The organism is Arthrobacter sp. GAS37, from assembly GCF_044908325.1.
Taxonomy (GTDB): Bacteria; Actinomycetota; Actinomycetes; order Actinomycetales; family Micrococcaceae; genus Arthrobacter; species Arthrobacter ramosus.
In genome coordinates this window covers 1-13,394 of sequence record NZ_JBIYDB010000025.1, presented here as the reverse complement: position 1 = coordinate 13,394, position 13,394 = coordinate 1, and the positions used below count along the sequence as shown (strand labels likewise).

Below are 13,394 nucleotides of genomic sequence, written 5' to 3'. Positions count from 1 at the left end.
GAGAACTGCCGCGTCGAACTACTAGTCCGCCAGCCGGTCCATCTCGGACAGCAGATCAGGGTTGATGCGTTGCAGGACCAAGTGGATTTCGCCCCGTGGCACCGCCTTGTAGAGCACTTCCCGGGCGTCTGCGTAGCGCGTGCTGGGTGCCTTGTCCGGCCACTTTTCGGCGAGCGCCCGCACGCGCTCCGGGACGGAGTTGTGGGCGTTGCAGGCGATCTTGACCAGGGTGGCGTCATGGTCCTGTGCGATATGCAGAACGACGGCTTCATCGTTGTCCGAGTCATCCTGGAATCGGCGCGTCACGCGTTCGATGATGCCCACGGCACGCTCGGAAACACCCATGTCGAGCAGCGCCTGCTTGGTAATCGGCGTGTCCTTGGCGATGTCGTGCAGGTAACCTGCGATCCGGATGTCGTCGTCGAAGTCGGCGAGCGCATCTCCTACTGCCAGAACGTGCTCGCGGTACGGCCGCTTCAGCTTGTCCTTCTGGCGATTGTGCGCCACTTCGGCAAGGACCATGGCTGTTTCAACGGTGAATCTCGGTTCGGTCATGCTTCATCCTACTGAGCCAGTTCGGTGACTGCCTTCCGCACGGCGGCGCTCAGCTCAAGGTTGCGGCATCCCGCTCCGCCCGGCTCGGCCTGTTGCGGCACGTACCCGAAGGCGAGTTCATACACAGGGTCAGCGAACCCCAAAGATGCGCTGGCGCCGTCGTGCCCGAACGCCCGGTAGCTGCCATAAGGCGAGCGTGCATGCGATTTCATGAACACTGTCCCAAAGCAGCTCGTCTCGCCGAACACCCGGTCGATGCCGAAGACCTGCTCGGCCGTGACGGTTTGGATGGTCTCTTCGCTGAGGAGGGGCGCGACGGCGGCTCGGTCGCCGTCGGCGGCAAGTCCGGTGAGTGCCGCAGCGTAGACGCGGGCCATGCCTTCGGCGCTGGCGACTCCGGCGGCTGAACTCAGGCCGGCTGCGCGGACCTCGCGGAGGTTGGGCAGGTCAAGGATGTCCCCCACGGCCGAGTTTGCGGAAAGGCCGAAATGGCTGGCGGGATCAATCCACGGCTGGGAGGGGTCTGCAGCCCAACGGAGGGTGGCATAGCGGGGTTCCTCGGACTCAGGCAGTCCCAGGAAGAAGTGGGCGCCCGTGACCGAGCGGATCCGCTGTTCGTAGATTTCCTGGAGCGTGGACCCGGTGATCCGGCGGCAAAGCTCCTCCATGAAGACGCCGATGGTCAGGGCGTGGTACCCGAAGGCCGCCCCGGGCTTCCACAGCGGCCGCATCTGCGCGAGCTTGGCGGCGGCCAACTCGGAGTTGTTGTATTCCGCCAGGGTGAGTCCGCCTTCGACTCCCGGAAGCCCGGCCTGGTGGGAGAGCAGCTGGGCCACGGTAATCGTGGCCTTTCCTTCGGCGCCGAATTCCGGCCAGTACTTGACCACTTCGGCGTCGAGGTCGAGGAAGCCGTCCTGGACCAAAAGTGCGATGACCAGCCCGGACACTCCCTTGGAGCAGGAGAAAACACCGGTCACGGAATCCGGGCGGCGGTGCGGCCCACCGCTGATGTCCAATACCTTGACTCCGCGGTGGTAGGCCGCAAGCTGGGCTGAATATTCCCGGTCCTCGCTCAGGAAACGGCCGAAGAGTTCGGCGACTGATTCGAATCCAGGGGCAATCGTCTGTGCATCCACCCGGACAGCCTACTCCCCGCCGCCCCCTAACCTCGCTACGCTCGGCCAGGGAACCCAGCAGCGTGGGCCCAGCCGCCCGTGTCCATGGTCACCACGATCTTGCCCTTGGCGCGTCCCTGCTCCAGCGCGGCGAAAGCGTCGCCGATCTTTTCGAGCGGATAGCTGCTGTCCACCACGGGTTGCAGTTTCCCCTCGGAAACCAGGCGTGACAGGAATTTCAGGTCCTCACCGCTGGGGTGCATGAAAAGGTAGCGGTACCGGACGTTGGCTTCACGGGCGCGGCTCCGGATTCCGAGGCTGATCGCCCAGAACAGCGCGGTCATCCAGGCCGGGGCCCCAAGGTCTTTCAAGGCCGTCTGCGGTTCGGGCATCCCGGCGATGCTGACCACTTTCGCGCCCGGCTTGAGGATCTTGAACGTCTGGTCCAGCGTCTCCCCGCCCACGAGATCCAGCGCGGCGTCGAAGCCACTGAGCACTTCGGCCAGGTTTTCCTTCGTGTAGTCGACGACGGCGTCCGCCCCGAGCCGCCGCACCAACTCTTCTCCACGGGGAGACGCAGTGGTGGTCACCTCGGCGCCAAAGTATTTGGCCAGCTGGATGGCGAGGGTTCCCACTCCGCCCGCACCTCCGGAGATGAAAAGCTTGGTCCCGGGTTTGACCTTGAGCTCGTCGCGCAGTGCCTGCAAGGCTGTGAGGCCCGCCAAGGGAAGGCTCGCGGCCTCGGTGTAGCTGAGCGACCTTGGCATGAGCGCGACGAGATCCTCGTGGACGGCGGCGTGCTCGGCAAAGGCTCCCAGCAGGGTCTTGTCCACGCGGGCAAACACCCGGTCTCCCGTTGAAAAGCGGGTGACACCCGGCCCCACGGCTTCCACGATCCCGGCCAGTTCGCTTCCGGCCACCAAGGGCAACCTTGGCCTGGTGATCACCCGGACTGCGCCTTCGCGTTGCTTGTAGTCCACCGGATTGAGCCCCGCGGCAAACACCCTGACCAGAACCTCGCCCGGACCGGCAATCGGCCTGGGGACGTCCTGCAGCTCCATTGCGTCGGCACCGCCGTAGCGGGTCAGCACATAGGCGAGCACTTAGGCCCCTTTCCGGAGGGTTGATTGCTGAATGCCATTCCATATCCATGGCCCGCGTGGCAATCGGGCCGGATCAAATCTATCCAAGGCCTCACCAAGCAGCCCTCCCGGCAAGCCGAGCGATTCCAGGATCACGTCCCGCACCTCCCCGGCAGACAGCCCGACGGCGGCAAGGTCGCCGAGCGTCACTGCACCGTCGCGCTTGGCCAGGCGGGCGCCGTCGCGATTCAGTACCAAGGGGACATGGGCATATTCCGGAACGGCTAAGCCCAACAAGGAAGCCAAATAGGCCTGGCGGGGTGTGGAGGACAGGAGGTCGTCTCCACGGACCACTTGGTCCACGCCCTGTTCTGCGTCATCCACCACCACGGCCAAATTGTAGGCAGTGACGCCGTCGTTCCGTCGGAGCACAAAGTCGTCCACGACGCCCGTGTATGGCCCGTGCAGCCCGTCCTCCACAGTCCATCCATGAGTCTCGGCGCGAAGCCGGATGGCGGCAGGGCGGGAAGCCCGTCGGATCTCAAGCTCCGCCGTCGAAAAGTTTCTGCACGTCCCCGGGTAGGCGCCTTGCGGCGCGTGCGGGGCCGACGGCGCGTCCTGGATCTCGCGTCGCGTGCAAAAGCATTCATACGTCAGTCCGGCGTCGGTGAGCTCCTTGATCGCGTCGTTGTACAGTCCGGCACGGTCCGTCTGGCGAACGACGGCGCCGTCCCACGTCACGCCGACAGCTTCCAAGTCGCGGAGCTGGACTTCCTCGGCACCGGCCCGCGCACGGTCGAGGTCCTCCACACGCAGCAGGAACGCGCGGCCCGTGGAACGCGCGAAGAGCCACGCGAGCATGGCCGTGCGCAGATTGCCCACGTGGAGCTCGCCGGAGGGGCTCGGAGCGAAGCGGCCAGCGGAAGTCATGGCACAAGACTATGCGGCGCCGGGCGCGCCTGCAGGATTCCGGCGAGGGTGCGGGACACGGGGAGAATTGCGTAAGTTCACTTTCCAAAGAGAGGACCCACATTGAGCTCACCTCGAATGAAGGCGACGGTTTCCTTTTGGAAGGCCGAAGAAGGCTGGGGGGAACTTATTCTTCCCGACGGGAAGAAATGCTTCGGACATTTCTCGGTCATCCAGCAATCAGGCGGATACAGGTCCCTCAAGGCGGGTGATCTGGTGGACGTCGAGTGGACCGCCGCCTCCCAAGATGAATACGACTATGTCGCGGTGTTGATCCAACCTCTCTGAGAGCACAACCCGGGCAGCACAAGAGCCCCTCAGCTACCGCAACGCGTTCGGTGGCTCAGGGGCTCTTATGGTGGTGCCGGCCGCTGTCATGACAGTGCCGGACGGCTTGCGGAAAGACGATGCGTGAACAAGAGTCAATCAGCGGCTGCGTCTTTGCGGGACGGTGTTTCGGGTGGCCGGGTGGTGTACCGGGGGTTCCGTAGCCTGCGGGGTCCGGCGGTAGCCTTTCCCTTTGTTGCCACTATTTCAACAGGAACACTACAGCTGGCGCAACGGACTCAAACGTCATTGGTCAATCTGACTAATTTGCCGGCAGAAGATGAACAGTGGATGATCACTTTGCCGGGGTTGGCTCGGCGGCCGCCCAAGCAGCCATCGCACCGCGGAGCGCCGCACAAAGCTTGGTGGACACTTGGTCCTTGTCCAGGCCGACGGTGTTGAGCAGATCGAAAATTTCCCGGGGGTCGAAGAGGATGTTCCACAGGAACATTGCTTCGTCCCCGAGGGGCGGGAGGCCGAGTTCCTCACAGGCCTCGCGGAGTGGCCGCTCCAAAGCCTCGGCCTGGATGGTCAAGTAGTACGCGCCGGAGCGAAGACGGGCCAAGTACCCCTCGCCGGAACGGGTGTGGACCATGGAACCGCCATGCTTGATGACGAGGCCCACCCAATGCCGGCTGACGCTCTCCAGCAGTTCCACCCCGGACGTGGTCTGGGCAACGCTGAAATCGCGCAGCTTCTCGCCAACACCAAAACGGAACGCGGCCAGCACGTCATCCACCGAGGCGAAATGTCGATACGCGGTTGCAGGAGAGATCTCGGCTTCACGGGCGATGTCCGTCATGCTCACCGGGCCCTTGGCCTTGGCGAAGAGCTTCCCTGCGGCCCGCACCAGCTGGCGGCGGTTGCGTTGGGTGTCGCTGCGCATGGGCGCCCCCTTCCGTGTCAGATTCCAGCGTAGCGCCTGAACGGTTGGCGCCACGCTGGCCACGTCCGCGGCACTCACCGGAGCTCGGCCAGCCCGGCCGCCAAGCGCTCCACACCGGCGGTAATTGCCTCGGAGCTGGCCGCGTAGGACAGGCGCAAGTGGAACTCTCCGTTCCGGCCGAACTCACTGCCGGGACGAACGGCCACGCCGTGGTTGCGAAGGTGAGCCACCATCGCGGCCGCCGGCAGCTCGACGTCGTACTTGGGGAAAAGGTAGAACGCGCCTTCCGGCGAGCTGACCGTGAGACCTGGAATCCGCTGGAGACCATTGGCCATGAGCTCCCTGCGCAACGCATAGGAGGCGTGCATGCGTTCGATGTCCGGTCCGCATGTCTTCAGGGCGGTCAACGCCGCGTATTGCACGGCCTGGTTCATGGAGCCGTTGAAGGTGTTGTGGACCCGGGCAGCTGAGGCGATGACGTCGGACGGGCCCCAGAGGTAACCCACCCGCCAGCCGGTCATGGCATAGCTCTTGGAGAAGGTCTGGCAGTAAATGGTCCGGCCGGCAAGGGCTTCGATTTCCAGCGCCGAGGTGAAGGGTTCGGGCGTGTAGACCAGATCGCTGTAAGCCTCGTCGGAAAGGATCAGGGTGTCGGTTCCGGCCACCATGTCTGCGAGGGCTTCGAGTTCGCGGCGGGAGTGCACGATGCCGGTCGGGTTGGAGGGGTTGCAGAAGACGAACATCCTGGCCCCTTCAAGCGCGGTGGCCAATGCCTCGAGGTCCCAGTGCAGGTCATCGGCCAGCGGCACCGGCACCGTGATACCCCCGGCCATGCTCACGAGGTCGGCGTACAGGGAATAAGTGGGGTCCGGGATGACCACTTTGTCGCCCGGGTTGACGATGCCAAGGATCGCCGCGGACAGTCCGGCCGTTCCGCCCTGCGTGATGAGCACGTCGCCGGGGCTGGCCACTCCGCCGAGGAGCTGGCCGATACGGGCAGCCAGCTCCTCGCGAAGCACCAGCTCGCCAAGCAACGGCGAGTAGTGGGTGAAGCCGTCCTCGAGGGCGCGGGCGGCTGCTGCTCGAACCTGGGCCGGGGTGTCGAAGTCCGGCTCACCCATGGCCAAGGAGACAAGGTCCCCTTGGCCATGGGGCTGCTGCACCCGCAGCGATGTGCGCTGGATGCGCTGCACAGCTTCGGAGGGCTGGAAATCGGCGACGGCGGTGGCTGGCTCGAGTGTCATGAGGGTCCTGATCTGGGTGGTTGCTGAGGTTGTTTTGGGGGCGGCCGACTTGGTAGCTGCCCGCGAGGACTGAGCGTAGAGTCTGCGGGGTTTCATCGCTGCGGTGCCTGGTCTGCGGGTGCCTCGTCGGCAGGTGATTGCTCGGCGGGGGCTCCGGCCCAGCGGCTGATCTCGATGTCTCCGGAGGTGTCCCGCTGGATGGTGGGGGCGATGATGAGTTCCTGCACGACGGTGCGCTGGGGCAGCGTGGCCACGAGGTGGATGGCCCGGGCCACGTCTTCGGGCTGCACCATGGCATCGCGTTCCTCTGCGCGGGGCGGGCGTGCGCGGTTGTCCAGGATCGGCGTGGCGGTTTCACCGGGCAGGATGGTCACTGCGCGGAGTCCATCGTTGCGGAAGGTGTTGTGGAGATAGGTCATGAAATTCCGGACCGCGGCCTTGGCCGCACCGTACGCGGCGCCGCCGAGCAAGTTGGGGTTCACGGCGGCGAGCGAGGAGACCGTAATGATGGTTCCGGTCTTCCGGGCCAGCATGTCCGGAAGGACTGCCTGACTGAGCAGGTAGACGGCGTTGAGGTTGACGTCCAGGACGTCATTCCATTCCTGCTGGCTGATCCAGCGGACGTTGAGGACCTTGCTGGAGCTGCCCGCATTGTTGACGAGGATGTCCACTTGGCCAAGATTCCCGTGGACCCAATCCAGCAGCGCGTCGACGTCGTCTTTGGAAGTGATGTCCGCGGCCCGGGCAACTGCGCGACCGCCCTCGGCAATGATTTCCGCGGCGAGTTCCTGCAGCACGTCTTCACGCCGTCCCACCAGCACCACCGCGGCACCCTCGGCTGCCAACAAGGCCGCCGTCGAGCGTCCCATGCCGGTACCGGCACCGGTGATGATCGCGAGCTTGCCGTCCAGAAGTCCCATGGTTTCAGTTCCTTGCGTTTTTAGTGTGAATCATTTGAGATGCTCATCACATATGAGAAGAGTTTCTCATTTCAGAAGATGATGGTCAAGTGTTTTCTTCGGGTGGGTGCGTCACGCCGCAGCGGGACTCGGCGAGGAGGCCGCTGCGGAGCTCGCGGAGACGGGGAGCCCGACGGCGGCAAACAGGGCGTGCACGCGCTCTTCCAGATGCGCCAAATGGCGTTGCTGTTCCCGGTACTGCTCCACTGCTTGGCCGTTGCCGATCCAGCGGAAGGTCATCTTTCGGCCGGGGCTGGCCTGGCCCAGCATGGAGAGGGAAGCTTTGGCTGCGACCGCCACAATCGGGTAGCCGGCGGTCAGCGTCCTTGAGCGGCCCAGGATGATGAGCTCATCGCCATGCGGGATTTCGAATGCACCGATCGGCACACCATGGGACACGATTTCCCCGAGTCCTTCGGGATGCACCACGGGCCCGTCCAATCGCAGGCCCACGTGGTTGGATTTGGCACCGACGGTGTAATGGCTGGAGCTGAGCAGTTTCCGGATGCCGGGCGTCCGGTCCGTTTCAGGTCCGTCGACGACGTCGATAGTCCACACCTCGGGGCTGAAGTCCGGCACGGGAACAGGCAGCCGGAACAGGGGCTGGGTCAGGAACGGGTGCGTGAATCCGCGGTACCGGCTGTGGAGGGTGATCGTCTGCCCGGGAGCGAGCTGTTGCGGGAAGCCCATCCGGGATTCCGGTGCGGCGCTGCCCATGAAGCGGGCGGTTTCCAGTTCGCCGCTGAAGGCCAGGTAGTTCCGCATGCCGCCACTGGCCTTGGAAAGTACAACCCGGGCACCGGCCGGGAGACATAACGGCTCCCACATGCTCACCCGATCCCCGTTGACCGTGACTTCCGCCGGGACTCCGGTCACGGCGCACATCACGTCGTGCGTGGCTGTGAACGCGAAACGTCCGCCCATGATTTCCAGGCACGTGGCCTTGCGGCTGTTGCCGACCAGGATGTTGGCCGCGGCCGCGGAGTGCTGGTCCGCCGCCCCTCCGCAAGGGACGCCCATGAACTCGGAATTCTCGCGGCCCAGGTCCTGGAAGGTGGACAGCCAGCCCGCTTCGCTTACTTTGATGCTGATCGCGCGTTCAGGGAAGGTCACGGTTGCCCCCTTCAGGGCCGTCCGAGCTGGCGCCGGCGCTCGAGGCAGCCCTGAGGAACTGGCCCTCAAGCCGCGACCAATCGTGCTCCGGCACCACCTCGAAGCGCACCAAGTCCCCCGGCTTGTAGGAGGTGGCGGGATCTTCGCGGATGTTGCAGATAGTGAGCGGCGTCCGGCCGATCACTTTCCAGCCGCTCGGCCCTGGGAACGGCTGGATGATCGCGTTGGTGCCGGCCACCATGACAGACCCGGGTTCCACGTTGGTCCGCGGCTCGGCGCAGCGGCTGACCTGGCCCGGGAATCGGACGCCGCCCATCATGGGGGCCATGGCCGCGGCCAACAGGTTGATGGTCAGCACCGAGGACTGGAACTGCTGCAGCACGGCCTCAGGGCTCATGCCCAACTCCTCGGCAACACCCTGGAGGTCCGGGGAGAATTCCTCGCTCACGACCATCGGGATGACAAAAAGTGATTGCGAGGAGCCAGGGGCTCCCGGTTCCAGGGCGTTGCCGGCAACCGCCAAGCGAATGGTCTGGGCCAGTTGTTCGTGGGTCACGGCCAGGCAATCGAACTCGACCAATAGGGACTCAACGCCGGCCACGATGTCCAACACCCCGTACGGCCGCACGTCCAGCAGCACGTCGCGGAGCCGGCCGCCCGCCGCCCGGCGGAAGTCGGCGTCGTCGTTCTTCACCCGAAGCATGAGGGCTGAGTCGCCGAACGGCTCGGCTTCCAATTCGGGCGGGTGGTGCAGCCGCTCCGCGGGTGCTGTGTGCGTGGTCATGAGTCCTGCTCGGTGGTACGGGTGATGGATCCTGGGGTAGCTCAGCTTCAGACCGTGGCGAGCCGGGCCTTTTCGGCGAGGACTTCCTGGAGTCCGGTGGCATTGATCCCTGCCTTGTCCAGGGCCGCACGGAGAGCCATACCGTTCTGAAGGACTTGCGGGTGGTCGCCGTGGAGGAGTACGACGTCGGCATCGTGGCCGAGCGGGACCACCTTGCCGGTGACGGCGCGGACAGTCCCCTCGGTCACTACCTGGACCACGCGGCGGCCGATCTCCTCGGGGTCGTGCAGGAGTGCGCCTTCGCTGTTGCGGGAGACGGGCATGCCGTCTTCGCCGTAGCCGCGGTCCGCCAGGAAGACGTAGCCAACCTGAAGGCCGCGCTTGCGGGATTCATCGGCCAGGAGGCCGTTCTGGCAGATCACAATGTAGGAGGGGTCGTAGGCCTTGATGGCATCCGTGATGGCCCGGGCGTGCTTGGCGTCGGTCTGGGCGATGCTGCCCATGCGGCCGTGCGGGGCCACGTGGCTGATCTTGCCGCCGTTGATGCGGGCGAACGCGTCCAGGGCGCCGATCTGGTAGAGCACATCGGTGCGGATTTCTTCTTCGCTGGCTTCGATGAGGCGGCGGCCGAAGCCAACCAGGTCCGGGTATCCGGGGTGTGCGCCGAGTTCGATGCCGCGCTCCACGCAGGCCTTGACGGTGGCATCCATGACCCGCGGATCACCGGCGTGAAAACCGCAGGCGATGTTGGAAGCGGTGACGAGACTCAGGAGGGCGTCGTCGTCGCCGATCGTGTAGTTGCCGTAGCTTTCGCCGAGGTCTGCGACGACGGCGACTGAATTGATGCTCAAGGTGACTCCCGCTTCTGTTCCTGGTTAGGAGGTTCTGTTCGTTGCTTAGGGTTCGACGGCGGCGGCTGCCGTTTCGCTGGCTGGCGGCCGCCGCCGTCGGGGTTCTGGTGGTCCGCTACTAGTGCGTCTGCAGGGGCTGGCCCTTGGTTTCTTTCAGGAAGTAGACCGAGACAAGCGTGATGATGGCCGTGCCGATCGAGGCGTAGGCGGGAACCATGCTGTTGCCGGTGGCCTTGATGAGTTCGGTCATGACCAGCGGTGCGCTGCCGCCGAAGATGATGGTGCTGATGCTGAAGCCGATGCTGTACGCGCTGTAGCGGACCGTGGTGGGGAACATTTCGGTCAGCACGGTGTGGACGACGGCGGCGTGGCCGGAGAACGCGATGGCCATCACGACGGTGGCAACACAGGCCAGCGGCATGTTGCCGGTGGTGATCATGGCAAACATCGGGTAGGAAACCACGGCCATGAGCACGGAGGAGAGCGCCAACACGGGCTTGCGGCCGATACGGTCGGACAAGCGGGCCATGAGCGGGATCGCGATGATGATGGCCACCAGGCTGACGGCGGTCACGAGGAGTGCCTGGAGCATGGTGAAGTTGTTGCCTGCACCCAGCTGGGTCTTCAGGTACGTGGGCATGTATGCGAACAGGAGGTAGTAGCCGGGGCCGTTCAGTGCGGGGAGGAAGATGGTCAGCGCGATGGCCTTCAGGTGTCGCTTGGACGTGAAGACGGTGCGCAGGGGGTTGCGTTCCACCTCGTTGCGCTCACGGAGTGCCGCGAAGTGCGGGGTGTCTTCCATCTTGGAGCGGATGTAGAAGCCGACGTAGCCCAAGGGCAGGGCGAAGAGGAACGGGATGCGCCAAGCCCAGGATTGCATGGTCGAGTCGCCGAGGGTGGTGATGAGGCCGGCGGAGAGGGCGCTACCGAAAAGCAGGGCGCAGAAGGAACCGACCGCGATGAAGCTCATGGAGTAGTTGCGGTGCTTGTTGTGGGCGTATTCGCCCACGAAGGCCATGGCGCCTGCCACTTCGCCGCCGGCGGAGAAGCCCTGAAGGATGCGGAACAGGATCAGCAAGGCCGGAGCGGCCCAGAAGATGACCGAGTACGACGGGATGAGGCCGATGCAGGCGGTGGCCCCGGAGATGAGGAGCAGGAGGACGGCGAGCAGGTTCTTGCGGCCGAGCCGGTCACCCAGGAAACCACAGATGACGCTGCCGAAGGGGCGGGCCAGGAAGCTCACCAGGAAGCCGACGTTGGTCAGGAGCAAGGAGCCGACGTCCTTGGAACCCATGATGTTCATGGCCAGGTACGTGGTCAGCAGGCCGTAAATGCCGTAGTCGTACCATTCCACGAAGGAACCCATGGTGCCGGCAAAGGTTGCCTTGCGCACCATCCTGCCGTCCGCGGTTACGACTTTGATTTGAGCGGTGTTCAGTTCCACTGAGTCCGTCGATTGCTTTGTCATGGTGGGTGCTTTCAGTCTATGAGGGGGCTGGGGTGGAAGAAAGCATGGGCCCCCGTCGGCAGGGTTCCCTGGCCGAAGCGGAGCGAGGTTAGGGGGCCGATGGGGACTAGCTGTATTCGCGGGTGATTTCCGCGGTCATCTCGGCCTCGTGCGCGGCCACAGCGATGACTCGTTCCAGGATTTCCGCTGCACGGGCCTGGGGGATGATGACGACTCCGTCGTCATCGGCGGCGACGATGTCGCCTGCCGAGCAGACGATGCCGCCGATTGCCACGGGCTCACCGATGACTCCCGGGCCGTTCTTGAACGGACCGGCAGGGGTGACACCGCGGGCAAAAACGGGGAACTTGATTTCCGTGATCGTGGCGCGGTCCCGGATGTAGCCGTCAATGACGGCTCCGGTGGCGCCGGCGGCTTCGAAGCGCTGGGACAGCTGCTCGCCCACCAAGGCGCGGTGTTCGTGGCCAAAGCCGTTGATCACCACCACGTCACCGGGCTGGATGTAATTCAGCGCCTCGATGACGGCGGCGTTGTCTCCAGCGGCGCCCAGGACGGGGAGGGCGGAGCCGACGCAGCGGGCGCCTTCCCAGACCGGGCTGATTCCGCCGTCGACGATTCCGAGCCGCTCCATGGCGTCACCGATGTTTGCCACGGGGAACGCTTCGAACGCGCGGACCAGCTCGCGGGGCGGCCGGGTCCAGGATGCGGTGCGGACGGTCAGTTCGAGTGTTGTTGCCATTTTCTTCGCCTTTGGTTTCTTCCCAAGAGCCGGCGCTGTGGGCGTCGATCGTCTTGAGACGTCAATCACATATGAGAAGAGTTTCGCGTTTTAAATTCATGCCGTCAAGGGTTTCCCGTTACGGGCATGTAAATCATTCGCAACCATGGCTCGAGGGCGACCTGGTCCCGATGGCAGGCCGCTCGGCAGGGATTGTGCGGGAGAATAGCTTCGGTTGGACATTCTGACCAGTTAGATCTTCGGCGACTAGGCAGAAAGCGGCAGCGATGCAGGAATTGGATTCAACAGACAAGCGCATCCTGGCCGCGCTCGACGACGACCCCCGGGTGCCGATCATGGTCCTCGCCCAGCGCTTGGGCTTGGCGCGCGGGACCGTGCAGTCGCGCCTGGAGCGCATGTCGGCGTCGGGCGCTTTGCGTCCCAACAGCAGCCGGGTACTACCCTCAGCGCTGGGCCGCGGCGTTGCGGCGGCCGTGAGTGCGGAGCTGGATCAGAGCCGGCTGAACGAGGCGATCGCTGCCCTGCGCGACATCCCCGAGGTACTCGAATGCCATGCGCCAGCCGGAGACACCGACCTCATCATCCGCGTGGTCGCCACGAGCCCGGACGATCTATACCGGGTCTCGGAAGAGATCAGGCTGTGCCCGGGAATCGTGCGCACGTCCACGAGCATGTTCCTGCGCGAGGTGATTCCGTACCGAACGACAGGGCTGCTGGGGGCGTGAGCTCATATCTGGAAGTAGTGGTTTCTTCGGGGTGTCCGGTGCGGGTCGGTGTGGGGCGGCGGGATGAACCAAGGCACGCCTGCTTGGACTTGGATGTGCCAGTCTTCCTTGTGGATCAGGTGGTGGTGGTGGCTGCAGAGGAGCGTGCCGTTGGCGGTGCTGGTGGGCCCGCCGCGGGACCAGTACTCGATGTGGTGGGCCTCGCACCATGGTGCCGGCATGGTGCATCCGGGGAAGGCGCAGCCTTTGTCCCGCGCGGTGATGGCCTTGCGGATCTGCGGCGGGAAGATCCTGGAGGCCCGTCCGATGTCCAGGACCTGGCCCTCGCCGCCCAGGACCACGGGGATGATGTCCGCGTCGCAGGCGAGTTTGCGCAACGTCGCCGCCGGGACGGGCCCGGTGAACGTGAAGGACCCGGTGCCCGCGCCCTGCCGGGGGCGGTTGAACAAGGCGGGCTGCCCGGACGGCGAGGCTTGACCGGACTGCGGGTCCTGGCTGTCGTGGGGGAAGAGTTCGCGGTGGTCGATGGTGGCCAGGATCTGCGGGCGGTGGCCGCCCGTGGCGGGCAGGGACCCTG

At 65.0% G+C, this 13,394-nt stretch carries 15 protein-coding genes; 2 read left to right on the top strand and 13 right to left on the bottom strand.

What is annotated here, in order from left to right; genetic code table 11:
- Positions 1-21 precede the first annotated feature (21 nt).
- The 4 genes from ABH924_RS17490 to gluQRS are packed head-to-tail and all read right to left on the bottom strand — an operon-like array spanning position 22 to position 3,682.
- Positions 22-555, bottom strand: coding sequence for a phosphohydrolase (locus ABH924_RS17490; protein WP_234754429.1), 534 nt, complete (start codon positions 553-555; stop codon positions 22-24).
- 8 nt (positions 556-563) lie between these two features.
- On the bottom strand, positions 564-1,691 hold the full coding sequence (locus ABH924_RS17485) for a serine hydrolase domain-containing protein (RefSeq protein ID WP_404500815.1): 1,128 nt from the start codon (positions 1,689-1,691) through the stop codon (positions 564-566).
- Between the two features lie 35 nt (positions 1,692-1,726).
- Positions 1,727-2,773 (bottom strand): NADP-dependent oxidoreductase, encoded by a 1,047-nt coding sequence (locus ABH924_RS17480; protein WP_404500813.1) that lies wholly within the window; start codon positions 2,771-2,773, stop codon positions 1,727-1,729.
- Positions 2,774-3,682, bottom strand: a complete 909-nt coding sequence (gene gluQRS, locus ABH924_RS17475) for a tRNA glutamyl-Q(34) synthetase GluQRS (RefSeq protein WP_404500811.1) — start codon at positions 3,680-3,682, stop codon at positions 2,774-2,776.
- Positions 3,683-3,799: 117 nt separating this feature from the next.
- Between gluQRS and ABH924_RS17470 the strand changes: the two genes are divergently transcribed.
- Entirely contained in the window at positions 3,800-4,009 is a 210-nt protein-coding gene (locus tag ABH924_RS17470) for a hypothetical protein (RefSeq protein ID WP_404500809.1), read from the top strand.
- A gap of 334 nt (positions 4,010-4,343) precedes the next feature.
- Here ABH924_RS17470 and ABH924_RS17465 read toward each other — a convergent pair whose 3' ends face one another.
- The 8 genes from ABH924_RS17465 to ABH924_RS17430 form a co-directional block, all read right to left on the bottom strand.
- Positions 4,344-4,934: a TetR/AcrR family transcriptional regulator gene (locus tag ABH924_RS17465; protein ID WP_404500807.1), complete on the bottom strand. Its 591-nt coding sequence runs from the start codon at positions 4,932-4,934 to the stop codon at positions 4,344-4,346.
- Between the two features lie 74 nt (positions 4,935-5,008).
- The gene (locus ABH924_RS17460; RefSeq protein ID WP_404500805.1) at positions 5,009-6,178 is read right to left on the bottom strand and encodes a pyridoxal phosphate-dependent aminotransferase; all 1,170 of its coding nucleotides are present in this window, start codon (positions 6,176-6,178) and stop codon (positions 5,009-5,011) included.
- A gap of 92 nt (positions 6,179-6,270) precedes the next feature.
- Positions 6,271-7,098: an SDR family oxidoreductase gene (locus tag ABH924_RS17455; protein ID WP_404500804.1), complete on the bottom strand. Its 828-nt coding sequence runs from the start codon at positions 7,096-7,098 to the stop codon at positions 6,271-6,273.
- Positions 7,099-7,209: 111 nt separating this feature from the next.
- Positions 7,210-8,250 carry a biotin-dependent carboxyltransferase family protein gene (locus ABH924_RS17450; protein WP_404500802.1) on the bottom strand — a complete coding sequence of 347 codons (1,041 nt, stop codon included), beginning with the start codon at positions 8,248-8,250 and terminating at the stop codon, positions 7,210-7,212.
- The gene (locus tag ABH924_RS17445) at positions 8,237-9,034 is read right to left on the bottom strand and encodes a carboxyltransferase domain-containing protein (RefSeq protein ID WP_404500800.1); all 798 of its coding nucleotides are present in this window, start codon (positions 9,032-9,034) and stop codon (positions 8,237-8,239) included. The genes ABH924_RS17450 and ABH924_RS17445 overlap by 14 nt, the downstream gene beginning before the upstream one ends.
- A 47-nt stretch (positions 9,035-9,081) precedes the next feature.
- Positions 9,082-9,885 (bottom strand): LamB/YcsF family protein, encoded by an 804-nt coding sequence (locus ABH924_RS17440; protein ID WP_404500798.1) that lies wholly within the window; start codon positions 9,883-9,885, stop codon positions 9,082-9,084.
- A 118-nt stretch (positions 9,886-10,003) separates the two neighbouring features.
- A complete protein-coding gene (locus tag ABH924_RS17435) occupies positions 10,004-11,353 on the bottom strand; it encodes an MFS transporter (RefSeq protein WP_234754405.1) in 1,350 nt (449 codons plus the stop codon).
- A gap of 106 nt (positions 11,354-11,459) precedes the next feature.
- Entirely contained in the window at positions 11,460-12,092 is a 633-nt protein-coding gene (locus tag ABH924_RS17430) for an RraA family protein (RefSeq protein ID WP_184741514.1), read from the bottom strand.
- Positions 12,093-12,358: 266 nt separating this feature from the next.
- Between ABH924_RS17430 and ABH924_RS17425 the strand changes: the two genes are divergently transcribed.
- A complete protein-coding gene (locus tag ABH924_RS17425) occupies positions 12,359-12,817 on the top strand; it encodes an Lrp/AsnC family transcriptional regulator (protein WP_078107285.1) in 459 nt (152 codons plus the stop codon).
- Between the two features lie 2 nt (positions 12,818-12,819).
- Here the strand turns inward: ABH924_RS17425 and ABH924_RS17420 are convergent.
- Positions 12,820-13,394 (bottom strand): HNH endonuclease signature motif containing protein (locus ABH924_RS17420; protein ID WP_404500795.1); only part of this gene is annotated, 575 nt, incomplete at its 5' end.